The organism is Mesobacterium pallidum, assembly GCF_019966535.1.
GTDB classification, from domain to species: Bacteria; Pseudomonadota; Alphaproteobacteria; order Rhodobacterales; family Rhodobacteraceae; genus Mesobacterium; species Mesobacterium pallidum.
This window is the reverse complement of the sequence record NZ_JAIMID010000003.1, coordinates 263535-285838: the sequence shown is the minus strand read 5'-3', so window position 1 is coordinate 285838 and position 22304 is coordinate 263535. Positions and strand designations below refer to the sequence as shown.

General features: G+C 65.9%; 22 protein-coding genes. 12 read left to right on the top strand and 10 right to left on the bottom strand.

The features are described from left to right. The first annotated feature begins 103 nt into the window (after positions 1–103). From boxB to MF270_RS06660, 5 genes are all read left to right on the top strand, one after another. The gene (gene boxB / locus MF270_RS06680; protein WP_238365097.1) at positions 104–1555 is read left to right on the top strand and encodes a benzoyl-CoA 2,3-epoxidase subunit BoxB; all 1452 of its coding nucleotides are present in this window, start codon (positions 104–106) and stop codon (positions 1553–1555) included. A 147-nt stretch (positions 1556–1702) separates the two neighbouring features. Then, positions 1703–1870 carry a hypothetical protein gene (locus MF270_RS06675; RefSeq protein WP_238365096.1) on the top strand — a complete coding sequence of 56 codons (168 nt, stop codon included), beginning with the start codon at positions 1703–1705 and terminating at the stop codon, positions 1868–1870. An 86-nt stretch (positions 1871–1956) separates the two neighbouring features. Further along, complete coding sequence (gene boxA / locus MF270_RS06670; RefSeq protein ID WP_238365095.1) at positions 1957–3144, top strand: benzoyl-CoA 2,3-epoxidase subunit BoxA; 1188 nt, start codon at positions 1957–1959, stop codon at positions 3142–3144. Position 3145: 1 nt separating this feature from the next. Continuing rightward, positions 3146–3568, top strand: coding sequence for an acyl-CoA thioesterase (locus tag MF270_RS06665; RefSeq protein WP_238365094.1), 423 nt, complete (start codon positions 3146–3148; stop codon positions 3566–3568). Between the two features lie 150 nt (positions 3569–3718). Then, positions 3719–4705 (top strand): hypothetical protein, encoded by a 987-nt coding sequence (locus MF270_RS06660; protein WP_238365093.1) that lies wholly within the window; start codon positions 3719–3721, stop codon positions 4703–4705. Between the two features lie 181 nt (positions 4706–4886). Here MF270_RS06660 and MF270_RS06655 read toward each other — a convergent pair whose 3' ends face one another. Next, complete coding sequence (locus MF270_RS06655; RefSeq protein ID WP_238365092.1) at positions 4887–5600, bottom strand: M48 family metallopeptidase; 714 nt, start codon at positions 5598–5600, stop codon at positions 4887–4889. Between the two features lie 139 nt (positions 5601–5739). On the opposite strand from MF270_RS06655, the gene MF270_RS06650 reads away from it, so the two are divergent. Continuing rightward, positions 5740–5976, top strand: a complete 237-nt coding sequence (locus tag MF270_RS06650) for a hypothetical protein (protein WP_238365091.1) — start codon at positions 5740–5742, stop codon at positions 5974–5976. Here the strand turns inward: MF270_RS06650 and MF270_RS06645 are convergent. Then, the gene (locus MF270_RS06645) at positions 5973–6224 is read right to left on the bottom strand and encodes a DUF167 domain-containing protein (protein ID WP_238365090.1); all 252 of its coding nucleotides are present in this window, start codon (positions 6222–6224) and stop codon (positions 5973–5975) included. The two genes, MF270_RS06650 and MF270_RS06645, sit on opposite strands and share 4 nt — an antisense overlap. A 102-nt stretch (positions 6225–6326) precedes the next feature. Between MF270_RS06645 and MF270_RS06640 the strand changes: the two genes are divergently transcribed. Beyond that, positions 6327–6905, top strand: coding sequence for a nitroreductase family protein (locus MF270_RS06640; protein ID WP_238365089.1), 579 nt, complete (start codon positions 6327–6329; stop codon positions 6903–6905). Further along, positions 6902–7609 carry an EI24 domain-containing protein gene (locus tag MF270_RS06635; RefSeq protein ID WP_238365185.1) on the top strand — a complete coding sequence of 236 codons (708 nt, stop codon included), beginning with the start codon at positions 6902–6904 and terminating at the stop codon, positions 7607–7609. Before MF270_RS06640 ends, MF270_RS06635 begins: the two co-directional genes overlap by 4 nt. A gap of 211 nt (positions 7610–7820) precedes the next feature. On the opposite strand, the gene MF270_RS06630 is transcribed toward MF270_RS06635, so the two are convergent. Beyond that, positions 7821–8105, bottom strand: a complete 285-nt coding sequence (locus MF270_RS06630) for a DUF1467 family protein (RefSeq protein WP_238365088.1) — start codon at positions 8103–8105, stop codon at positions 7821–7823. 1 nt (position 8106) lies between these two features. Continuing rightward, positions 8107–8511, bottom strand: a complete 405-nt coding sequence (gene mce / locus MF270_RS06625) for a methylmalonyl-CoA epimerase (protein ID WP_238365087.1) — start codon at positions 8509–8511, stop codon at positions 8107–8109. A gap of 154 nt (positions 8512–8665) precedes the next feature. Between mce and MF270_RS06620 the strand changes: the two genes are divergently transcribed. Then, positions 8666–9382 (top strand): response regulator, encoded by a 717-nt coding sequence (locus tag MF270_RS06620; RefSeq protein ID WP_238365086.1) that lies wholly within the window; start codon positions 8666–8668, stop codon positions 9380–9382. Positions 9383–9492: 110 nt separating this feature from the next. On the opposite strand, the gene MF270_RS06615 is transcribed toward MF270_RS06620, so the two are convergent. The 3 genes from MF270_RS06615 to MF270_RS06605 all read right to left on the bottom strand — a co-directional run bounded on the left by MF270_RS06615 (position 9493) and on the right by MF270_RS06605 (position 12872). Further along, positions 9493–10203, bottom strand: a complete 711-nt coding sequence (locus MF270_RS06615; RefSeq protein ID WP_238365085.1) for a GNAT family N-acetyltransferase — start codon at positions 10201–10203, stop codon at positions 9493–9495. A gap of 70 nt (positions 10204–10273) precedes the next feature. Further along, positions 10274–11473, bottom strand: a complete 1200-nt coding sequence (locus MF270_RS06610) for a DUF1501 domain-containing protein (RefSeq protein ID WP_238365084.1) — start codon at positions 11471–11473, stop codon at positions 10274–10276. A gap of 4 nt (positions 11474–11477) precedes the next feature. Further along, the gene (locus MF270_RS06605) at positions 11478–12872 is read right to left on the bottom strand and encodes a DUF1800 domain-containing protein (RefSeq protein ID WP_238365083.1); all 1395 of its coding nucleotides are present in this window, start codon (positions 12870–12872) and stop codon (positions 11478–11480) included. 170 nt (positions 12873–13042) lie between these two features. Here MF270_RS06605 and MF270_RS06600 point away from each other — a divergent pair, with 170 nt between their 5' ends. After that, complete coding sequence (locus MF270_RS06600) at positions 13043–13519, top strand: hemerythrin domain-containing protein (protein ID WP_238365082.1); 477 nt, start codon at positions 13043–13045, stop codon at positions 13517–13519. Positions 13520–13576: 57 nt separating this feature from the next. On the opposite strand, the gene MF270_RS06595 is transcribed toward MF270_RS06600, so the two are convergent. Together MF270_RS06595 and aspS are read right to left on the bottom strand one after the other, a co-directional pair. Beyond that, positions 13577–14086: a DUF1993 family protein gene (locus MF270_RS06595; RefSeq protein WP_238365081.1), complete on the bottom strand. Its 510-nt coding sequence runs from the start codon at positions 14084–14086 to the stop codon at positions 13577–13579. After that, complete coding sequence (gene aspS, locus MF270_RS06590) at positions 14083–15864, bottom strand: aspartate--tRNA ligase (RefSeq protein ID WP_238365080.1); 1782 nt, start codon at positions 15862–15864, stop codon at positions 14083–14085. Before aspS ends, MF270_RS06595 begins: the two co-directional genes overlap by 4 nt. Positions 15865–16152: 288 nt before the next feature. Here aspS and MF270_RS06585 point away from each other — a divergent pair, with 288 nt between their 5' ends. Beyond that, positions 16153–17358: a cyclopropane-fatty-acyl-phospholipid synthase family protein gene (locus tag MF270_RS06585; protein ID WP_336245998.1), complete on the top strand. Its 1206-nt coding sequence runs from the start codon at positions 16153–16155 to the stop codon at positions 17356–17358. A 145-nt stretch (positions 17359–17503) separates the two neighbouring features. Continuing rightward, positions 17504–20836: a carbamoyl-phosphate synthase large subunit gene (gene carB / locus MF270_RS06580; RefSeq protein WP_238365078.1), complete on the top strand. Its 3333-nt coding sequence runs from the start codon at positions 17504–17506 to the stop codon at positions 20834–20836. Positions 20837–21443: 607 nt separating this feature from the next. On the opposite strand, the gene MF270_RS06575 is transcribed toward carB, so the two are convergent. Then, on the bottom strand, positions 21444–22262 hold the full coding sequence (locus MF270_RS06575; protein ID WP_238365077.1) for an undecaprenyl-diphosphate phosphatase: 819 nt from the start codon (positions 22260–22262) through the stop codon (positions 21444–21446). Positions 22263–22304 lie beyond the last annotated feature (42 nt).

Sequence of the window (22304 nt, the reverse complement as noted above, 5' to 3'; positions counted from 1 at the left end):
CCAAGACGGTGGGGTCCGGCCCCACCCTACGGGCCCCGGCCACGGCTGGTCCCGTTCATTCCGTAGGGTGGGGTTCCACCCCACCGCCAAAGGGAGCATACACATGATCGATCTCATCAACGTCAGCTACGACACGCAGATCCCCAACAACGTGGGCCTGTCGTCCGACCGCAAGGTGCTGAAGGCACTGGAAAAATGGCACCCCGGTTACATCAACTGGTGGAATGACCTGATCCCGCAGAACTTCCAGGAATCGCTGGTCTACCTGCGCACCGCCGTCTCGGTCGACCCCAAGGGCTGGGCCAAGTTCGACTACGTCAAGATGCCCGAATACCGCTGGGGCGTCCTGCTGGCCCCCGAGGTCGAAGGCCGCACCATCCCCTGCGGCGAGCATTACGGCGAACCGGCGTGGCAGGAAGTGCCCGGCGAATACCGCAACCTGATGAAGCGCCTGATCGTCATCCAGGGCGACACCGAGCCGGGCTCGGTCGAGCAGCAGCGCTTTCTCGGCCTGACCGCGCCGTCGCTTTACGACATGCGCAACCTGTTCCAGGTTAACGTGGAAGAGGGCCGTCACCTCTGGGCCATGGTCTACCTGCTGCAGAAGTACTTCGGTCGCGATGGCCGCGAAGAGGCCGATGACCTGCTGATCCGCTCGTCTGGGTCCGAAGAGGCCCCGCGTATGCTGGGCGCCTTCAACGAGGAAACGCCGGACTGGCTGTCGTTCTTCATGTTCACCTACTTCACCGACCGCGACGGCAAGATGCAGCTGGAATCTCTGGCGCAGTCGGGCTTCGACCCGCTGTCGCGCACCTGCCGCTTCATGCTGACCGAGGAAGCCCACCACATGTTCGTGGGCGAAACCGGCGTGGGCCGCACGATCCAGAAGACCTGCGACGTGATGAACGCCAACGGCATCACCGACCCCTATGACATCGACAAGATCCGCGACCTGGGCGTGATCGACCTGCCGACGATCCAGAAGAAGCTGAACCTGCACTACACGCTCAGCCTCGACCTGTTTGGCCAGGAAGTGTCGACCAACGCGGCGAATGCCTTCAACGCCGGCATCAAGGGCCGCTACATGGAGCATCGCCTCAAGGACGACCACAAGCTGCACGGCGACACCTACGAGGTCTGGGACTTCGAGAACGGCGCGCTGGTCCGCAAGGAGGTCCCGGCCCTGACCGCGATCAACATGCGCCTGCGCGACGATTACACCAAGGACGCCGCCGGTGGCGTCGGCCGCTGGAACAAGATCATCGAGAAGTCGGGCATCGAGTTCGAGATGAAGCTGCCGCACGAGGCGTTCCACCGCCAGATCGGCGTCTTCTCGGGCAAGACCTTCGACCCCGAAGGCAACCTGCTGTCGGGCGAGGAATTTGACAAGCGCCAGCACGAGTGGCTGCCGACCCATGCGGATGGCGATTTCATCCAGTCGCTGATGAAGCCGGTCTACGAGCCCGGCCAATACGCCAGCTGGATCTCGCCGCCGAAGGTGGGCATCGACAACAAGCCGGGCGACTTCGAATACGTGAAGCTGCACATGGCGTAAGGCCAGACCGGCCCCGCGGATCGTTCGCGGGGCCGCCAACAAGGCGCTGGCCCGCGCGGGCCAGTCCCGCTAGGCTGGAGAGAGAGACCCAGCCGCCGCGTCGGACCAGCGGTCCGGCACCTCGAGGAGGAGGGACGACCGATGCACATGACCCAGTCCACCGCCCGGACCCCCCGGACCGAGGCCATCGCCCGCGAGGTTGCGGCCCTGGCCGGTCCCTGCGTCGGCTGCTCAGATTGCAAGGGTCTGTGCCAGGCGCTGATCGACGCCATCTGCGTGCCGGAAGTCATCCTCTCCGGCCGCCAGACCGGCTAGACAGACCGACATTCCCCCGACAGACTCGGAACCGAGGAGACGGCGCCGGCCCCAAGGCACGCGCGCCCACCGAAGGAAGCGCGCCCATGAACAAGCCCCTGAAGCAACACCTGATCGACCCGGAAATCTGCATCCGCTGCTACACCTGCGAGATGACCTGCCCGGAAGAGGCCATCGTGCATGACGACATGAACGTCGTCGTCGATGCCTCCAAGTGCAACTTCTGCATGGATTGCATCCCGGTCTGCCCCACGGGGTCGATCGACGAATGGCGCGTGGTGGCCGAGCCCTATTCGGTCGACGAGCAATTCGAATGGACCGAGCTGCCCGAGCAGGAAGAGATGGGCGCAAGCCAGGACACCTCGATCGAGGCGATGGACGAGGCGATGGCCGCCCTTCTGGCCGAGGCCCATGCCGGCGCCGGCGGCAAGGCCAAGGCGCCCGCCAGCGCCTCCAAGCCGTCGATCAACATGTACACGCTGGGCAAGCCGGCCGAGGCGACGGTGCAGGGCAATTACCGCCTGACCGCCGAAGGGTCCGACACCGACGTACGCCACATCATCCTCGATTTCGGCGGCCAGCCGATGCCCGTGCTCGAAGGGCAGTCCATCGGGATCATCCCGCCCGGCACGGATGCCGACGGCAAGGCACACCTGCCGCGGCTCTATTCCGTGTCCTCGCCGCGCGACGGCGAGCGGCCGAACTACAACAACGTGTCGCTGACGGTGAAGCGCGAAGAGCAGGGCCTCTGCTCGAACTACGTCTGTGACCTGAAGCCCGGCGACAAGGTCAAGGTGACTGGCCCCTTCGGTGCGACCTTCCTGATCCCCGACGACCCCGAGGCGCGGCTCTTGATGATCTGCACCGGCACCGGCTCGGCGCCCATGCGGTCCTTCACCATGCGCCGCCAGCGCACCGTGGGCGCCAGGTCGGGCGGCATGGTCATGTTCTTCGGCGCCCGCAGCCCCGACGCGCTGCCCTATTTCGGCCCGCTCAAGAAGGTGCCGCAATCGCTGTTGCACCAGCACCTGGTGTTCTCGCGCCTGGACGGCCAGCCCAAGGAATACGTCCAGGACCGCATGCGCGCCGAAGAGGACGAGGTCGCGGACCTGCTGCAGGACCCCAAGACCCATATCTACATCTGCGGTCTGCGCGGGATGGAGGAAGGGGTCGAGAAGGCCTTTACCAACATCGCGGAAAGCATCGGCGAGCAATGGACCGCCCTGCGGGACACCATGCGGGGCGAGGGCCGCTACCACGTCGAGACCTACTGACGTGGCGCATTACACCCACGAGATCCGCGTCACCTGGGGCGATTGCGACCCGGCGCGGATCGTCTACACGGCCCGCATCCCGGGCTTCGCGCTCGACGCCATCGACGGGTTCTGGGAGGACCTGCTGGGCGGCGGCGCGGGCTTTTTCGCCAACGAGATCGACCGCGGTTTCGGCACGCCCTTCGTCCATCTCGACCTCGACTTCCGCGCGCCCCTGACCCCGCGCCACCGGCTGATCTGCACGGTGGACGTGCTGCGGCTGGGCGAGACCTCGATCACCTTCCGCGTGACCGGATCGCAGGATGGCGTGCTCTGCTGGGAAGGGACGTTCGTCTGCGTCTTCACCAAGCCGCCCGAGATCGCCAAGGCTGCGCCTCCGGCGGAGGTGCGGGCTGCGGTGGAGGCGGTGTTGGGGCGGGGGTGAGACGGGGCCGTCGCGTCTGAGTGGTGACTTTCGTGTCCGTCCGAAAGTCCGAAAGGCGGACTTTATTTCCGGTCGCCACAGCCGCTTGATCTGCGGTGCCAATGAAGGAGGTATCTATGCGCCAGCTTTTGACCCGGTTAAAGTTCGACGATGAGCTATGAATCGGAAAATGAGCTGCCCGCGGGAACCAGCGTGAAACGCCTCAAAGAGGTGGTGGAACTTCTGGGCTACAAGTCGGTCAAGGATGTATTTAAAATCCCCGAAAAGGTTGGGTGCTATTTCTGGGCCGACATATCCGAGTATAAGTCTTGGACAGGCGTTGAACTGAATGTCTATTACGACGAGGGCTTGCTCAAGGTCAGCACTCGGACACGTAGTTCCAGAAGCTACTGGGATTTAACGCATCAGAACAAGACCGTTAAAATGGTCCGCGATATATTTGGTGGAACCTTTGTGACCGACGCGGGGAGGAATCGCTACTTACGTCCTGAGCATCCTCCGCCTTCACCGTTGTCGTCTGGTTGCTACCTTGCCCGTTGGTCGTTTCACAACGCTCTGATGAAAGCTCGGTGGTACCTTTCGTGCCGAAAGCTCGAAGGGGACGCGGCGCGGGATGCTCCGAGCCCCTTCTCGTTCTTGGACGAAATGAATCCTCGCCTTCTGTCAAACAACCTATTGATTCCGTTCATAATCGCGATATGGGAGGAATACTTCCGAGCGACCTTCACGGCGGTGCTGCGCTATGCGGACAAGCGCGAGGTCGTGTTGAAAAAGGCGCGCCTTAGTCATGCCCAGCTAGAGAAGATTGCTGCCGAGAAGCAGATTGAACGTGCAATCGCAGAGTGCTTTTCCTTTCAGCGTCCGAGCGTCATCGGTGAGAACTTTAAGATGATTGATGCACGGCTGGATTTGGTGGGCGCGATGCGGAAACCCTACAGGAAACGGAAAGTCACCCTTAGCGAATCCATTGAGTCACTTGTCGAGTCGCGCAACGCTTTCGTCCACGCTGGTGATATGGACATGTCGCTATTCGACAAAGATCTACAAACCATCATGAGCGACATTGTTGTCGCGGTCGATAGGTCTTACGAGACGATAGGAAGCCACTTTGGATTTGCGACAATTCATGACTATTGACCCGGCGATTTTGCGCGCGCTATGCCGGAAGCGATAATCTTACGTGAACTCACCGCACCAATTGAAAGGGGAGCTATATTTGAAAATTCCCATGCGTGCGGATAGGTTGAAAATCAGTTCTGTGCTCCAAGCGGTCTTTGCCCAGCATGCCGGCCACACGCCCGGATAGACACCCCCCCGCCTACATCCCCGCAGCCGTCCGGCGCACGATCTCCATCCGGTCGCGGTTCGGCGGGTGGGTGCCAAGGAACCGGTTGCCCGGATCGGGAATGCGGTTGAAGAACTGCGCCCCCTTCAGCGGGTCATACCCCGCCCGGGCGGCGATGATGGTGCCCAGCTGGTCCGCCTCCAGCTCGTAATCCTTGGAATAGCTGCGCGCGCCGACCATGGCGCCCAGCTCCTGCGCGCTGCGCACCGCCTCGGCATTGCCGCCGCCGATCGAGGCCAGCCCGCCCATCAGGATCGCCCCGGCGGTCGCGGCCTCCTGCTGGCGGCCCAGGTGGTCGCGGATGTGGTGGCTTGCCTCGTGGCCCATGACAAAGGCCAGCTCGTCCTCGTTCTCGGCCATGGCGATCAGCGCGAGGTTGAAGGCGACGATCGGCCGGCCCGAGCTTTCACGCGTCTGGAAGGCGTTCGGCGGCTGGCCGGGGCGGTCATCGACCACGATCTTGAAATCGCAATTCAGCCCCGAGGTGCGGTTGCGGCATTCCTGCTCGGCCACCGGCTCCACGCTGTCAACCACGGCGATGAAGCGACGCACCGCCTGTTCGGCCCGTACCTTGTTGGCGATATTGCCCACAGGCGTTGCCGGCGTGTCCGATCCGGGCAGGGTGGTCTGCACGTCACAGGCGGCAAGGGCCGTCAGGCCAAGGCAAAGGGCAAGAAGTCTGAGCATGGCGGTCTCCGGTGCAGCGCGCACCAGACTAGGCAATGCCGCGCCCGGGTCCAAGTCCCAATCGCGTTATCGGCGCCGCCTCGCCCGGGTTGCACAAATGCCCATTCCCCCGGCCGCGCACCCGGTCTAGGCTGGTCCCATGTTTACCATCGAACACGAATTCGACTCGACCTGCGTGACCCTCGTGGACGAGGGCGACGTCCACCTGCAGGAGGACGTGATCATCAATTCCTTCGAGGAATGCATCACGGTCGAACAATACGATCCGCGCGAGGATCGGATGCACAAGGTCACCCTGTCGCTGACCCAGATGCGCGACCTCATCGCCGCCACCCAACTGCCCGAGGGCGTCTACCGCCGGGCAGACGAGGATTAATCCAGCAGCCGGAAGGTCTTGTCCCGGCTGGTCGCGCCCCGCACCAGCTCGAGCCGCGTCTTGCCCACCCCCAGCGCCGTGGCCAGCAGTTTAGCGACGGCGGCATTGGCCTTGCCGTCCTCGGGCGCGGTGGTGACATAGACGCGCACCTGGCCGTCCTCGACCGTGATCCGGTTGCGCGCGGCCTTGGGCGTCACCCGCACCTCAAAGGCCTGGCCCGGTGCGATCATCTGTCTGAGCTCGTCCATGGGGCTGCCTTACAGCCGCGCGCGCCGCTTGTCTGCACCAACCCGGGTTGAAATCCGCGCCCAATGGGCTGACATATGCGGCGACCAGACAAGGACGACCGCATGCCCGATCCCAACCCCGCCGCCCTCGAGTTCCTGCTGTCGCGGCGGTCCCGCCCGGCCAAGACGCTGACCGGCCCGGCCCCGGACCGCGCCGCGCTGGAGCCGATCCTGACCGCCGGGCTGCGCACGCCGGACCACGGCAAGCTCGAACCCTGGCGGCTGATCGTGCTGGAAAAGCCGGCGCTCGCGCGCCTGGCCGCGCTGGCCGACGAGCGGGCGACGGCACTGGGCAAGGACGACACCGACCGCGCCAAGGGCCGCCGCCAGTTCGATGACGGCCAGCTCTGCATCGCGGTGATCGAGGTGCAGCGCCCCTCGCCCAAGATCCCGCCGATCGAGCAGACCTATTCCGCCGGCGCCGTCTGCCTGGCGCTGCTGAACGCGGCCCTCGCCGCCGGCTGGGGTGCCAACTGGCTCTCGGGCTGGCCCAGCCATGACCGCGCCTTCGTCGAGACGGGCCTGGGCCTTGGCGAGGGCGAACGGGTCGCTGGCTTCATCTACCTCGGCACGGAAACCTCGACCCCGCCGGACCGCCCGCGCCCCGATCTCGACAAGGTGGTCACGTGGACATCGGCCTGATCTTCCGCAGCTTCTTCGCCGCCCTCGGCCAGTCGGGCGACCCGCGCTTCCGCCGCGTGTTGGCCCTGGGCGTCGTGCTGACGCTGGCCCTGCTGGTGGCGGTCTACGCCGCCTTCCTGTGGCTGCTGAACGCGCTCGTCGGCGACAGCGCGACAATCCCGCTGATCGGCGAAGTCACCTGGATCGGAGATGTCCTGTCGTGGACCTCGCTCTTCGTGATGATCGTGCTGTCGATTTTCCTCATGGTGCCCGTCGCCTCGGCCATCACCTCGATGTTCCTCGACGAGGTCGCCCAGGCCGTCGAGGACAAGCACTACCCCCACCTGCCGCACATCACACCGGTGCCCTTCTGGGACAGCCTGCGCGACACGGTGAACTTCCTCGGCATCCTGGTCGCCGCGAACCTCGTCGCGATCCTGCTCTACGTGTTCCTCGCGCCCTTTGCGCTCTTCATCTTCTGGGGGCTGAACGGCTTCCTGCTGGGCCGCGAATACTTCCAGCTCTCGGCCATGCGCCGCGTCGGCCGTGCCGAGGCCAAGCGGCTCCAGCGCAAGCACATCCTGACGATCTGGGCGGGCGGCATCCTGATGGCCATCCCGCTGTCGATCCCGCTGGTGAACCTGCTGATCCCGATCTTCGGCGCGGCCACCTTCACCCATATCTTCCACGGTCTCGTCCCGCACGCCGCCCGCACGCGCGCCTGACGTCGGGCGCGCGCCCAGTCCTTCATTGTTTCAAAAAAACCTCGCGGGAGTCGCCAGCGGCGACGGGGGCAGCGCCCCCATGCCCGGCCCGGCTCCCGACACCGACCCGGGAATAAGGGCGCCCTCGACAGGCGCGCCTTTCTTTCTTCGATCCTGAAAACAACACGCGGCGCTCGCCCATGGCGACGGGGGCAGCGCCCCAACTCCGCCCTCAGTTCCGCATCGACGGCGGGCCCATTCGGTTGAACCAGTCGATGTCGCGCACGGTGATCCAGCCCGACACGATGATCCCCGCGATGATGCACCAGATCACGATCGCGAGGCCCGTGGTGATCAGCGCCTTCTGCTTCAGGTGATGCTCTTCGGGCGAGCTGTCCATGGTCCCCCTGATCTTGCGCCCCATGTCGCCCTGGGTCTTCAGGCGAAACGGGATCACGATCAGGAAGGTCATGAACCAGATGACCACGAAGAGGACGAGCGCCGAGGTGATCGACATCTCAGACCTGCTCCAGCTCGATCAGGCAGCCGTTGAAGTCCTTGGGATGCAAGAACAGCACCGGCTTGCCATGGGCGCCGATCTTGGGCTCGCCCGTGCCCAGCACCCGCGCGCCCTCGGCCTTGAGCTTGTCGCGCGCGGCCAGGATATCCTCCACCTCGTAGCACATGTGGTGAATCCCGCCCGAGGGGTTCTTGTCGAGAAACCCCTGGATCGGGCTGCCCTCGCCCAGCGGGTAGAGCAGCTCGATCTTGGTGTTCGGCAGCTCGATGAACACCACGGTGACCCCGTGGTCGGGCTCGTCCTGCGGCGCGCCGACCTTTGCGCCCAGCGTGCTGCGATACTGCTCGGACGCGGCCTCGAGGTCGGGGACGGCGATGGCAACGTGGTTCAGGCGGCCGATCATGGTGAACTCCCTATGGCGCAAGATCTGTCGCAGACGCTTATGCCGCCGCGATTCGGGCGGCGCAATGCGGCGATTGTACCGGGTGGGCGCCGGGATTAACCGGCTCTTAGGGATGCCGGGGCCAATCTGGTTTCAGATTCGTGAGGACTGAACCATGGACGACATCGACGCCTTCGACCTTTTCCGTTTGCCGACCCCGGTGCGCCCGCTGCTGGGCCTGACCGTTCTCGTGGTCGAGGACAGCCGCTTTGCCTGCGAGGCGCTGCGCTTGCTGTGCCTGCGGTCGGGCGCGCGCATCCGGCGCGCCGATTGCCTGGCCTCTGCCCGGCGCCACCTGCAGGTCTACCGCCCCTCGGTGGTGATCGTGGACCTGGGCCTGCCCGACGGCCCGGGCACCGACCTGATCGAAGAGCTGCACCGCGCCAATCCGCGCGTCGGTGTGATCCTGGGCACCTCGGGTGACGATTTCGCCGCGGACCGCGCCATCGCGGCCGGGGCCGACGGCTTCCTGGCCAAGCCCGCGACCGACCTTGCCGCCTTCCAGGAGGCGGTGCTGTCGCACCTGCCTGCCGACCGGCAGCCCGGTGGGCCGCGCATGATCAACCACGAGATTGTTGAGCCCGACCGCATCGCCTATCGCGACGACATGGCCCATGCGGCGGATGTGCTTAACGACGGCTCCGACGACCAAAGCATCGATTACGTGGCGCAATTCCTCGAAGGGGTCGCCCGCAGCGCCGAGGACCGGCCGCTGATGGTCGCTGCGCAATCGCTGGCGATGGCCCGGGCCAACGGCACGCCCGCGCGCATGGACATCGCCCGCATCGCCGGGCTGATCCAGGAACGGCTGAACCACAAGATCGCCATCTGACTGACCACGCGGCGGCCGCACCCGGGTGTTCGTGTCGCGAGGACCCGGGGCAGGGGACGGACGGGGCACGCACCGGCTTGCGCGCAGCGCGCCATGGCCCGGCGGGCAGCCTACTCCAGCGTCGGGTCGTCCTGCGCGCGCACCAGCCGGGTCAGGTCCGACAGGCTCTCGATCTGCCTTCCGCCATCGGTGAAATTCGTCGGGCTCAGCCAGACGTCATAGGCCTGTTTCAGCGCCGGCCATTCGCGGTCGATGACCGAGAACCAGGCGGTGTCGCGGTTCAGCCCCTTGACCACCATGTGCTGGCGGAAGGTGCCCTCGTAGGAAAAGCCCAGCCGCTGCGCCGCCGCCCGCGAGGGCCGGTTCAGCGCGTTGCATTTCCATTCGTAGCGGCGATAGCCGGCCTCAAAGGCCCATTGCATCATCAGCACCATCGCCTCGGTCGCGGCGCGGGTGCGTTGCAGCACGGGGCCGAAACAGATGTTGCCGACCTCGATGGAGCCATTGGCCGGGTCCATCCGCAGGTAGCTGGCGACCCCGGCCGTCTGCCCGGTCTCGAGATCACGGATGGCAAAGAACCGCGTGGCCGGGTCTGCCTCGGCCTGCCGCACCCAGCGATGATACTGCGCGGCCGACCCGAAGGGCCCGACCGGCATGTAATCCCACAGCGCATCCACCCCGTCCCAGGCCCGGTAAAGCAGCGCGGCGTGGCGTTCGGCATCCAGCGGCTCGAGCGCGGCGTAGCGGCCGGGGCCGATAGGCCCCGAGGGCAGGGCGGGCGGCGTCCAGTCGTCAACCGGCGGTCCCAGCGGATTGGCCATGGCAGGTGTCCCCGTTCAAATGCGGGGCCACCCTAGCGCCGGCGCCGGGATGCACAATGTCAAAACGGGCTCACAGCAGGTGCGCGGGGGCGGCGCCCATCTCGATCCCCGGGAAGACCACGCGTTCGAGGTCCGAGACCGAGGTGCCGAAGAGCGACCGCATCACCCAGGCCGCATGGGCGCGCACGTCGCGCGTCGGCATCAGGTCGCGCCCGGCGTAAAGGTCGCCCTCGCCCAGCCCCGGCCAGTCGGTCACGACCTGTCCGCCGCGCAGCGCGCCGCCGGCAAACAGCATCGCGCCCCCCGTGCCGTGATCCGTGCCCGCCGTGCCGTTCAGGCGCACGGTGCGGCCGAACTCGGTCATCGCCAGCACCGCCGTGCGGTCCCAGTTGGCGCCAAGATCGGCGCGCAGGGTGGCGATGGTCTCTGACAGGCGCCCCAGCGCATTGCCAAGGTCGCGCTCCTGCCGGCTGTGCGTGTCCCAGCCGCCCAGCGAAAAGGCCGCGATCCGGGCCGCGCCGTTCAGCTGCTGCGCGGCAAAGCTGGCCAGCGCCTTGTGGCCGCCACCGCCGCCCTTCATCGCGTCCATCATGTTGCCGCCCATCTCGAGCTCGACCGCGTCGCCGTCGCTGGCGGCCAGCACCAGCGCCTCGCCCAGGGCGGACTGGAAGGCCGGGTCGGCAGACATCACCATCTCGGCCAGGCGCAGCGCCTGCGGGGTCATCAGCAGGTCGACCTCGGGCGTCCAGTTGGAATGCGGCGCGCGGCCCTGCAGCAGGATCATGTTGTCCCGCCCCAGCGCAAAGGCCGTCGACGGGTCCGAGGCGCCCGAGACCTGCAGCAGCCGGTTCAGCCAGCCGTCGCGGCTGCCGTCCAGCGTGGTCGTGCCCGCCTCGAGCAGGTCCTGCCCGTCGAAATGGCTGCGCTTGTCGCGGTAGGGGGTCGAGACGGCGTGGACAAAGCCCAGCTCTTCGGCGTCCCAGAGCGGCTTGAGATCCGCCAGCGCCGCGTTCATCGCGAACCGCCCGTCGAGGTCGAGCGGTCCGCCGGCCGAGCCGACCGCGGGCCCGGGCCGCAGCCCGGCCCAGTCGCGGTCGCCGTAGGGTAGGACGGTGCCAAGGCCGTCCATCGCCCCGCGCAGGATGATGACAACCAGTCGGTTGTCCCAGGGGGCCGAGGCAAAGGTGACCGGCGTCAGCAGCGGGCTGGCGGCGGCGGAACAGCCCAGGGCCAGGGACCGGGCAAGAAAGGCGCGTCGGGAAAGGCTCATGGGCTCAGCTCCTCTGGAAGGCGGGGGAGGCCAGGATCACCCCCAGCCCGTCGCGGCGGCTTTCGGCGGCGCCGGCGGCGAATTTCAGTCGTTCGTCGGCGCGCGGGCCGAGCGTCTTCAGGACGAAGTCGCGCGGGTCGGGCAGGTCATCGCCCAGCAGCTGACGCGGCGCGATCAGCGCCCATTGCAGGCGCGCGGCGATGCCCTGCGGCGTCAGCCAGGCGGCGTCGGATTCGGGCCAGCCATCGGGGCCGTTCGGTTCCTCGTAGGGCTGGCCCATGCGCGACAGGTTGGCCTCGAGCTGCCGGATGAAGGGCTTGGCCCCGTCGGGATGCAGCCGGGCCGGGTCGGGCGCCAGGGCCCGCACCACGGTCGAGACATAGGCAAAGGGTGGCCGGATGTTGCCCATCGGCGCGGCCCAGCTTGCCGGGTGCTCAAGCAGCGCGCGAGTGACCGCGGCAAGATCGCCGCCGGTCTCTTCGAACCGGGCGGCCAGCCTGTCGACCAGGTCCTGGTCGGGCGCATCCGCCACGAAATGCACCGCCAGCTTGTGCGCGATGTGCCGCGCCGTGGCCGGGTGGCGGGCCAGGTCGCGCAGGGCGGCGTGGATGTCGCGCAGGTTGGGGTCGTCCGTGCCGCCGTAGCTGCGGCCAAGGACCGTCTCGGCCCCCGGCTCGGCATAGTCCTTGCGGAACTTGGTGCCGTTGCGGATCTCGAAGGTTAGGCCGGTCAGCAACTCGGCCAGCTGGCGCACGTCGTCCTGCGTATAGGGCCCGCCGACGCCCAGCGTGTGCAGCTCCATCACCTCGCGGGCGAGGTTCTCGTTCAGCCCGTCGTCCTTGGGCGTCTTCAGCGCGCGCGGGCTGTTCGGCCCGACCGATTGCTGCTGGTCGAGGTAGGTGATCATCAGCGGGCTGGTGGTCGAGGCGATCAGCATGTCCTCGAACCGCCCCGCAACATGGGGCCGGATGGTGCTTTCGACATGGGCCGAGCTGGCGAATTTTTCGACACCGGCCTTGCCGCGGGCGGTGAAATGGTCGGCCCAGAAGGCCACCAGCCGTTCGCGCAGCGCATCGTCGGTGCGCGAGCGGCGGGCGAGGTGCCGGCCCATCGCCTCGATCTTGCCCATGCGCGCGGTTTTCCGCAGCTCTTTCATGCCCTCGATCAGCGCCGTGTTGGCCTCGGGCGTGCGTTCCTTGCGGCGCCGGTCGCGCAGGTCCTGCGCCGCGCCCATGAGCTGGATGCGGAACTGGTCGAACCCCTCGATGGGAAAGCGCTGCGCCATCCGGTCAGGGCCGGTCAGCCGCGTCATCATCGCGTCCACCGACGCGGGCGGGGCGACATCGGGCGACAGCCCGTAGCCAAAGCGGAATTCCGCGAGTTGGGGGTCGAAGCGCACGGGGGTCCTCCTCTTCGAACGCGGATCGGGTCCAGTCTACCCCATCGCCCTGCGGCTTTCACGGGGCAAGCGGCCTGGATCGTGACTTGAGCTAGGGTGTAACGCGCGGGGAACAATCCTCCGTCGCGGCTGGTTGACCGGAGAAGCAGAAACTTGCCGGAGGAAGACCGATGCGATCCATCTACGACGCCATCAAGGCCGACCATGACCATCACCGCGCGCTACTGGCCCGCATCGACAAGACCGAAGGGGCCAGCGAGGAGCGCCGCGCCGCCTGGGACGAATTCTTTCACGACGTGAAGGCCCATGCCGCCGCCGAGGAAGAAGAGTTCTATTCCAAGCTCATGCAGCAGACCTGGGGTCAGGACAGCGCCCGCCATTCGGTCGAAGAGCATGGCGCGCTCGACGACATCATGGAGGAGCTGCACGAGATGGACATGTCCTCGCCCGGCTGGATCCAGCGGTTCCGCACGCTCAAGCACGATTACGAGCACCACATGGAAGAGGAAGAGGACGAGGTCTTTGCCCGCGCCCGCAAGGTGATCGACGACAGCGAGACCGAGGGCTACGGCAAGGTTTTCGACAAGCGGAAGGCCGAAGAGCTGAAGCTGGTCGAGAAAAAGCGCGAGGATGCGCTGGAGGATTGATCCCCTCGTCTGACGGTCAAGGGCCCGCGCCGACGCATGTCGCGCGGGCCTTTTGCGTCAGAACCGGAAGCCCGGCGGGTAATCGTGCAGCCCGTCGAAATCGCTCTTGCCGACGTCCATGCCGCTTTCGCGCAGCACGGCAAAGCCCATGCTGAGGTGAAAGAAGAAGTTCGGCAGGGCGAAAAGGTGCAGGTACTCGGACGCGGTCTGGTCGAGATCGGCAAAGCCTGCGCGATGGGTCACGCGCCGCGTCTCGGCCCCGGCAAAGTCGGCCGGGTCGAGGTCCAGCAGCGCGCGGCGGGCAAATTCGAACCGGTCCAGCAGCCCGTTCGGATGCATGTCGGCCTGCGGGAACGCGGGGATCTCGCGGCCGATCAGCGGCAGGGTGCCGCGCAGGGTGAACCCGGCCGCGCTGGCGAATTGCTGCGCGCCCGAGAACATGTCGGGCGCCAGCCTGTTGCCCAGCCGCTCGGGCGCCTCGGCAGTGCGGCGCACCAGCCGCCCGGCCCGGTCCAGGTAGTGCAGGAACACCGGGACCGAGGCGGCGTAGAGCGGCGGAACGCTCACTCCTGCGGGATGACGCGCAGGCCCAGTTCCATCAGCTGGTCGCTGGTGGGATCGCTGGGCGCGTTCATCATCAGGTCTTCGGCGCGCTGGTTCATCGGGAACATGATGACCTCGCGGATGTTGGCGGTGTCGGCCAGCAGCATGACGATCCGGTCGATCCCGGCCGCGCAGCCGCCGTGCGGCGGGGCGCCGTACTGGAAGGCGTTGACCATGCCGCCGAAGCGCTTGCGCACCTCGTCCTCGCCATAGCCGGCCAGTTCGAAGGCCTTGATCATCACGTCCAGCTTGTGGTTCCGGATCGCGCCCGACACCAGTTCGTAACCGTTGCACGCGAGGTCGTACTGGTAGCCCAGCACGTTCAGCGGATCGGCTTCCAGCGCCTCGAGACCGCCCTGCGGCATCGAGAAGGGGTTGTGGCTGAAGTCGATCTTGCCCGACTCCTCGTCGGCCTCGTACATCGGGAAATCGACGATCCAGGCAAAGGCAAAGCGGTTCTCGTCGATGAGGTTCAGTTCCTTGCCGATCTCGGTGCGCGCCTTGCCGGCGACCCGTTCGAACGCCGAGGGCTTGCCGCCCAGGAAGAAGGCTGCATCGCCGACGCCCAGGCCCAGCTGCTGGCGGATCGCCTCGGTCCGCTCGGGGCCGATGTTCTTGGCCAGCGGGCCGGCGGCCTCCATCTCGCCGTTCGCTTCGCGCCAGAAGATGTAGCCCATGCCGGGCAGGCCTTCCTTTTGGGCAAAGGCATTCATCCGGTCGCAGAACTTGCGCGACCCGCCGGTGGGGGCGGGGATGGCGCGGATTTCCGTGCCGTCCTGTTCCAGCAGCTTGGCAAAGATCGCAAAGCCCGAGCCGCGGAAATGCTCGCTGACGTCCTGCATCTTGATCGGGTTGCGCAGGTCGGGCTTGTCGGTGCCGTACCACAGCGCGGAATCGGCGTAAGAGATCTGCGCCCACGTCGCGGGCGCATCCACCTTCCGGCCGCCGCCGAATTCCTCGAAAATGCCCGCGATCACCGGCGAGATCGTGTCGAACACGTCCTGCTGGGTGACGAACGACATCTCCATGTCCAGCTGGTAGAAATCGGTGGGCGAGCGGTCGGCGCGCGGGTCCTCGTCGCGGAAACAGGGCGCGACCTGGAAATACTTGTCGAACCCCGAGACCATGATCAGCTGCTTGAACTGCTGGGGGGCCTGGGGCAGGGCGTAGAACTTGCCCGGGTGCAGGCGCGACGGCACGAGGAAGTCGCGCGCGCCTTCGGGGCTGGATGCGGTGATGATCGGCGTCTGGAACTCGCGGAAGCCCTTGTCCCACATGCGGCGGCGGATCGACGCGACCACGTCGCTGCGCAGCGTCATGTTGCGCTGCATCGCCTCGCGGCGCAGGTCGAGGTAGCGGTAGCGCAGGCGCGTTTCCTCGGGGTATTCTTGGTCGCCGAAGACCATCAGCGGCAGCTCGGCTGCGCGGCCCAGCACCTCGAGGTCGCGGACGAAGACCTCGATCTCGCCCGTGGGCAGCTTGGGGTTCACCAGCTCGGGGTCGCGGGCCTTGACGGTGCCGTCGATGCGGATGCACCATTCCGAGCGGACCTTTTCCATGTCCGAGAACACGGGGCTGTCGGGATCGCACAGCACCTGCGTCACGCCATAATGGTCGCGCAGGTCGATGAACAGGATGCCGCCGTGATCGCGGATCCGGTGGACCCAGCCCGACAGGCGGACGGTGTCACCCACGTTGGCGGCGGTGAGGTCGGCGCAGGTATGGCTGCGGAAGGCGTGCATGGTCGTCCCTTTTTGGCTGTCGGGCGTGCGGTTCGGGCCGATACACCGTTTTGGCCGCCCAAAGTCAAGGCGCGGGGCGCGGGATTCCCGCCCGCGCAGTCCCGCACATGTGCGAAATTTATTTACAGAAATTCGAACTTAATTAACGATTGAAGCGTTTTCACCGCGATTCCCTGCGTCAGGCCGGGTGGGTGGCCCCGCAGGCCGGTTCGAACCGGGGGGCTGTTTTCGCCCCCAAGCCAAGCAAACACGGGGGTGATCATGTGGACATCCGTCTTTGACCGCGCAATGAAGAAACTGATCGTCCGGGGGCGCCTGCGCGTGACCTTGCCGGGCGGAGAGACCCGAAGTTACGGGCCCGGTGGCGGCAGGGACGTCGCCATCACGATCGCCGACCGGGCCCTTGTGCGCCAGCTGATGATCGCGCCCGAGATGGGCCTGGGCGAAGGCTACATGGACGGCCGGTTGGTCATCCACGACGACGCGCTTCATGACTTCATGTGGCTGCTGCTCGACAACCTCAACCACGCGGATTACCCCGCCCTGGCCAAGGTGTTGCAGCGCGGCCAGCAGCTGATGCGCCGCTTTGCGCAGTTCAACCCGGTCGGCAAGGCGCAGGCGAACGTGGCGCATCATTACGATCTGTCCGGCGCGCTCTACGACCTGTTTCTCGATGCCGACAAGCAGTACAGCTGCGCCTATTTCGCCAAGCCGGACATGAGCCTCGAAGAGGCGCAGGCCGCCAAGAAGCACCACATCGCCCGCAAGCTGCGGATCAAGCCGGGGATGCGCGTGCTCGACATCGGCTGCGGCTGGGGCGGCATGGGCCTCACGCTGGCGCGCGATTACGGCGCGCAGGTGGTCGGTGTGACCCTGTCGAAGGAACAGCACGCCGTCGCCACCCGCCGCGCGGCCGAGGCGGGCCTGTCGGACCGCGTCGACTTCCGGCTGACGGATTACCGGCACCTCGACGAGCGTTTCGACCGCATCGTGTCCGTGGGCATGTTCGAACATGTGGGCGTGCCGCATTACCGCGAGTATTTCGGCCACGTTCACAAGTTCCTGGCCGAGGACGGCATCGCCCTGATCCACACCATCGGGCGCATCCAGCCGCCGGGGGTGACCAGCCCCTGGATCCTCAAGTACATCTTCCCCGGCGGCTACGTGCCGGCCATGTCCGAGGCGTTGGCCGCCATCGAAAAGGAAGACTTCTTTGTCACCGACGTGGAGACCTGGCGGCTGCATTACGCCGAGACGCTCAAGCATTGGTACGACCGCTTCATGGCCAACGATGCCAAGGCCGAGGCGCTGTATGACGCCCGGTTCGTGCGGATGTGGCGGTTCTACCTCGTGGCGAGCGAGCTGATGTTCCGCCTGCGCGGGCAGGTCGTGTTCCAGTTCCAGCTGACCAAGTCGGTGGACGCGGTTCCGCTGACCCGCGATTACCTCTATGAAGGACAGGCGCGGCCCGCCCATCTGCAGGCCGCCGAATAGGGGCCGACCGGGCGCAGGCGGGCAATGACGAAAGGGGGCTTGAACCCCTTTCGCCTATCTCTATAACCCACGACAATTTGCGGGCAGGGGGCGACTCCCTGCTCGGTTGCCCCATGCCCGAGTCGTTGCAATAAAGAGGTCTGCCATGCCCAAACGTACCGATATCAAGTCCATCATGATCATCGGCGCCGGGCCTATCGTCATCGGGCAGGCCTGCGAGTTCGACTATTCCGGCGCCCAGGCCTGCAAGGCCCTGCGCGAGGAAGGCTACCGGGTGATCCTGGTGAACTCGAACCCCGCGACGATCATGACCGACCCGGGCCTGGCCGATGCCACCTATATCGAGCCGATCACGCCCGAGGTGGTCGCCAAGATCATCGAAAAGGAACGGCCCGACGCGCTGCTGCCGACCATGGGCGGGCAGACCGGCCTCAACACCTCGCTCGCGCTCGAGGAAATGGGTGTGCTCGAGAAGTTCGGCGTCGAGATGATCGGCGCCAAGCGCGAGGCCATCGAGATGGCCGAAGACCGCAAGCTCTTCCGCGAGGCCATGGACCGGATCGGGCTGGAAAACCCCAAGGCGACCATCGTCACCGCGCCGAAAAAGGCCAACGGCAAGGTCGACCTCGAGGCCGGGGTGCAGATCGCGCTCGACGCGCTCGAGGAGATCGGCCTGCCGGCGATTATCCGCCCCGCCTTTACCCTGGGCGGCACCGGCGGCGGCGTGGCCTACAACCGCGAGGATTACATCTATTACTGCCGCTCGGGCATGGATGCCTCGCCCGTCAACCAGATCCTCGTGGACGAGTCGCTGCTGGGCTGGAAGGAATTCGAGATGGAGGTCGTCCGCGACAAGGCGGACAACGCGATCATCGTCTGCGCCATCGAGAACGTGGACCCGATGGGCGTGCACACCGGCGATTCGATCACCGTGGCCCCGGCGCTGACCCTGACCGACAAGGAATACCAGATCATGCGCAACGGCTCGATCGCCGTGCTGCGCGAGATCGGGGTCGAGACCGGCGGGTCGAACGTGCAATGGGCGATCAACCCCGAGGACGGCCGCATGGTCGTGATCGAGATGAACCCGCGTGTGTCGCGCTCGTCCGCGCTGGCCTCCAAGGCCACCGGTTTCCCCATCGCCAAGATCGCGGCCAAGCTGGCGGTCGGCTACACGCTCGATGAGCTGGACAACGATATCACCAAGGTGACGCCGGCCAGCTTCGAGCCGACCATCGACTACGTCGTCACCAAGATCCCCAAGTTCGCGTTTGAGAAATTCCCCGGCTCCGAGCCGCACCTGACCACCGCCATGAAATCGGTGGGCGAGGCAATGGCCATCGGCCGCACCATCCACGAGAGCCTGCAAAAGGCGCTGGCCTCGATGGAATCCGGCCTCACCGGCTTTGACGATGTGGACATCGAGGGCGCGCCCGAGAAATCCGCCGTCATCAAGGCGATCAGCCAGCAGACCCCCGACCGGATGCGCACCATCGCCCAGGCCATGCGTCATGGCCTGTCGGATGACGAGATCCACGGCGTCACCATGTACGACCCCTGGTTCCTGGCCCGCATCCGCGAGATCGTCGAGGCCGAGGACGCCGTGCGCGCAAACGGCCTGCCGGCGGACGAGGCCGGGCTGCGCAAGCTCAAGATGATGGGCTTCACCGATGCGCGGCTGGCCAAGCTGACCGGCTTTTCGGAAAAGGACGTGCGCCGCACCCGGATGTCCAAGGGCGTCTGCGCGGTGTTCAAGCGGATCGACACCTGCGCCGCCGAGTTCGAGGCGCAAACCCCCTACATGTATTCCACCTACGAGGCCCCGACCCTGGGCGACGTGGAATGCGAGGCGCGGCCCTCGGACAAGAAGAAGGTCGTCATCCTTGGCGGCGGTCCCAACCGGATCGGCCAGGGGATCGAGTTCGACTATTGCTGCTGCCATGCCTGTTTCGCGCTGACCGAGGCCGGCTACGAGACGATCATGATCAACTGCAACCCCGAGACCGTGTCGACCGATTACGACACCTCGGATCGTCTCTACTTCGAACCGCTGACCTTCGAGCACGTGATGGAGATCCTGCGCGTCGAGCAGGAGAACGGCACGCTGCACGGCGTCATCGTGCAGTTCGGCGGCCAGACCCCGCTGAAACTGGCCAATGCGCTGGACGCCGAGGGCATCCCGATCCTTGGCACCACGCCCGACGCAATCGACCTGGCCGAGGACCGCGAACGCTTCCAGGCGCTGGTCAACCAGCTGGGCCTCAAGCAGCCGCACAACGGCATTGCCTCGACCGACGAACAGGCGCTGAAGATCGCCGAGGACATCGGCTTCCCGCTGGTCATCCGCCCCTCCTACGTGCTGGGTGGCCGCGCGATGGAGATCGTGCGCGACATGGAGGGTCTCAAGCGCTACATCCGCGACGCGGTCGTGGTCTCGGGCGACAGCCCGGTGCTGCTGGACAGCTACCTCTCGGGCGCGACCGAGCTTGACGTCGACGCGCTGTGCGACGGCGAAAACGTCCACGTGTCCGGCATCATGCAGCATATCGAAGAGGCCGGCGTCCACTCGGGCGACAGCGCCTGTTCGCTGCCGCCCTATTCGCTCAGCCGCGAGATGATCGCACGGGTCGAAGAGCAGACCGTGGCCCTGGCCAAGGCGCTGCATGTCGTCGGCCTGATGAACGTCCAGTTCGCGATCAAGGGCGACGACATCTACCTGATCGAGGTGAACCCGCGCGCGTCCCGCACCGTGCCCTTCGTCGCCAAGGCCACCGACTCGGCCATTGCGTCGATCGCCGCGCGGATCATGGCCGGCGAGCCGCTGTCGAACTTCCCGCTGCGCGAAGGCTACCCCGAGAACGCGGATTACGACACCGACCTGCCCATCGCCGACCCGATGACTCTGGCCGACCCGATGATGCCCTGGTTCTCGGTCAAGGAGGCGGTTCTGCCCTTCGCCCGCTTCCCCGGTGTCGACACGATCCTCGGGCCTGAAATGCGCTCGACCGGCGAGGTCATGGGCTGGGACCGCTCCTTCCCCCGCGCCTTCCTCAAGGCGCAGCTGGGCGCGGGCACGGTGCTGCCCGAAGGCGGCCGCGTGTTCTTTTCCATCAAGGACGAGGACAAGACCGACCAGCTGGCCGAAACCGGCCGCATCCTGCACGAGCTGGGCTTTGGCATCGTCGCCACGGGCGGCACGGCGGACTTCCTCGAAAAGCACGGCATTCCGTGTGAGCGGGTCAAGAAGGTCTACGAAGGCCGCCCGAACGTGGTCGACCAGCTCAAGGACGGCACGATCCAGCTGGTGATGAACACCACCGAAGGCGCGGCGTCCGTGGAGGATTCCCGCGAGATCCGCTCGGTCGCGCTCTATGACAAGATCCCCTACTACACGACCGCCGCCGGCGCCCATGCGGCTGCCATGGCCATGAAGGCGCGGCAGGAAGGGGACCTGGTGGTGAAGTCGTTGCAGGGGTAGGCAGCTATTTTGTGATGGAGTTAAGGCGCGGCACAAAATGTGCCCCAGTTGCTATTGACCAAAATGCCACATTTGGTTTACAAAATTCCATGGGGCACCACATAGTGTGGTATTGCCCTATGTCTTGCTTTGAGTTGACTCCTGAGGCCTCTGTCCTCACAATCACCCTTATGACACGTATGGAATCAGTGAGCCCTGCCTGAGCGGGCGGCTCTGACAGGGCTCTATGTCCATACTCCGCTAGACCCGAAGGTCGCTGCGGGAGTTCGGTCAACATCCTCGTTGAATCACGGCGGGGGCGGGCGAGTCAAGCGACCTTCTTATCAACTGCGACTGAGTATCTCGGTCGTGATCAAGAAGGAGTAACGGGATTGCCTAGTTACTATGTGAATCGGAACGCGCAGTTCCACGATGGTTTTCACGAAGTCCACGTGGATGACGGGAGTTGCCCGTTTCCGCCAGATCAATACAACCGTGTTCCGCTGGGCTGGCATTCAAACTGCAGAGATGCCGTAAGCGCTGCGAAGCGGATCTATCAGAAATCTGATGGCTGCGCCTACTGCGCGAGCGGTTGTCACACGCGGTAGATCAAAGCTGGCAGCGCGGGTCAAAGTGCGCTGCCACCATACGCCCACCACAACAGAAACACCCCGAACACCACCCGGTAGACCACGTAGGGCGTGAAGCTCACCGAACGCAGCAGCCGCATCATCAGCGTCAGCGCCAGCAAGGCGGCTCCGAACGCCAGCGCGGCTCCGACAAGGATATCCCGCCATTGCCCGCCGATGGCCGGGTCCGTGGCGACCTCCGCCCCCAGCAGCACACCCGAGGCCAGGATCGTCGGGATCGACATCAGCATGGAGATCTTGGCCGCACCGTGTCGGTCATAGCCCATGAACCGCGCGCCGGTGATGCAGATGCCCGACCGCGAGGTGCCGGGGATCAGCGCGACCGCCTGCCAGAGGCCCAGTTTCACAGCATCGCCCAGCGACCAGTCGGCCTCGGTTTTCACCGAGGGCCCGCAGCGGTCCGCGACCCAGAGCACGACGCCAAAGCCCAGCATCGTCCAGGCGATCACCGCGACCGAGCGCAGGGCCTCGTCCAGCCCCGTGAGCTTGAGCGCGAGCCCGGCCAGGATCACCGGCACCGTCGCCACGCTCAGCAGGAAGGCCAGCCGCGCGCCGGGCGTGTCCACCCGGCCGGTCAGCAGGCGGGGCAGGCCCAGGACCGCGCCCCGCACATCTGCCCAGAAATACAGCACGACCGCCCCCAAAGTGCCCAGATGCACCGCCACGTCGATGGCCTGGCCCTGGTCCTGCATTCCCGTAAGGCCGGGAAGCAGGATAAGATGGCCCGAGGACGAGATCGGCAGGAACTCGGTAATCCCCTGGATCACGGCCACGAGAATAAGATGGTACAATGTCATCACGCCACCTCGATGCGAATCGTGCCGTCAGCTATAACCCCC

What these genes read in the sequence shown, in the direction of transcription:
- MF270_RS06620 (WP_238365086.1), top strand. Translation starts at nt 8,666, where the DNA reads ATGGACGACATCGACGCCTTCGACCTTTTCCGTTTGCCGACCCCGGTG.
- MF270_RS06655 (WP_238365092.1), bottom strand. Translation starts at nt 5,600, where the DNA reads ATGCTCAGACTTCTTGCCCTTTGCCTTGGCCTGACGGCCCTTGCCGCC.
- MF270_RS06640 (WP_238365089.1), top strand. Translation starts at nt 6,327, where the DNA reads ATGCCCGATCCCAACCCCGCCGCCCTCGAGTTCCTGCTGTCGCGGCGG.
- MF270_RS06610 (WP_238365084.1), bottom strand. Translation starts at nt 11,473, where the DNA reads ATGAGCCTTTCCCGACGCGCCTTTCTTGCCCGGTCCCTGGCCCTGGGC.
- MF270_RS06675 (WP_238365096.1), top strand. Translation starts at nt 1,703, where the DNA reads ATGACCCAGTCCACCGCCCGGACCCCCCGGACCGAGGCCATCGCCCGC.
- boxA (WP_238365095.1), top strand. Translation starts at nt 1,957, where the DNA reads ATGAACAAGCCCCTGAAGCAACACCTGATCGACCCGGAAATCTGCATC.
- MF270_RS06600 (WP_238365082.1), top strand. Translation starts at nt 13,043, where the DNA reads ATGCGATCCATCTACGACGCCATCAAGGCCGACCATGACCATCACCGC.
- MF270_RS06585 (WP_336245998.1), top strand. Translation starts at nt 16,153, where the DNA reads ATGAAGAAACTGATCGTCCGGGGGCGCCTGCGCGTGACCTTGCCGGGC.
- MF270_RS06630 (WP_238365088.1), bottom strand. Translation starts at nt 8,105, where the DNA reads ATGTCGATCACCTCGGCGCTCGTCCTCTTCGTGGTCATCTGGTTCATG.
- MF270_RS06615 (WP_238365085.1), bottom strand. Translation starts at nt 10,203, where the DNA reads ATGGCCAATCCGCTGGGACCGCCGGTTGACGACTGGACGCCGCCCGCC.
- boxB (WP_238365097.1), top strand. Translation starts at nt 104, where the DNA reads ATGATCGATCTCATCAACGTCAGCTACGACACGCAGATCCCCAACAAC.
- MF270_RS06645 (WP_238365090.1), bottom strand. Translation starts at nt 6,224, where the DNA reads ATGGACGAGCTCAGACAGATGATCGCACCGGGCCAGGCCTTTGAGGTG.
- carB (WP_238365078.1), top strand. Translation starts at nt 17,504, where the DNA reads ATGCCCAAACGTACCGATATCAAGTCCATCATGATCATCGGCGCCGGG.
- MF270_RS06575 (WP_238365077.1), bottom strand. Translation starts at nt 22,262, where the DNA reads ATGACATTGTACCATCTTATTCTCGTGGCCGTGATCCAGGGGATTACC.
- aspS (WP_238365080.1), bottom strand. Translation starts at nt 15,864, where the DNA reads ATGCACGCCTTCCGCAGCCATACCTGCGCCGACCTCACCGCCGCCAAC.
- MF270_RS06650 (WP_238365091.1), top strand. Translation starts at nt 5,740, where the DNA reads ATGTTTACCATCGAACACGAATTCGACTCGACCTGCGTGACCCTCGTG.
- mce (WP_238365087.1), bottom strand. Translation starts at nt 8,511, where the DNA reads ATGATCGGCCGCCTGAACCACGTTGCCATCGCCGTCCCCGACCTCGAG.
- MF270_RS06660 (WP_238365093.1), top strand. Translation starts at nt 3,719, where the DNA reads ATGAGCTATGAATCGGAAAATGAGCTGCCCGCGGGAACCAGCGTGAAA.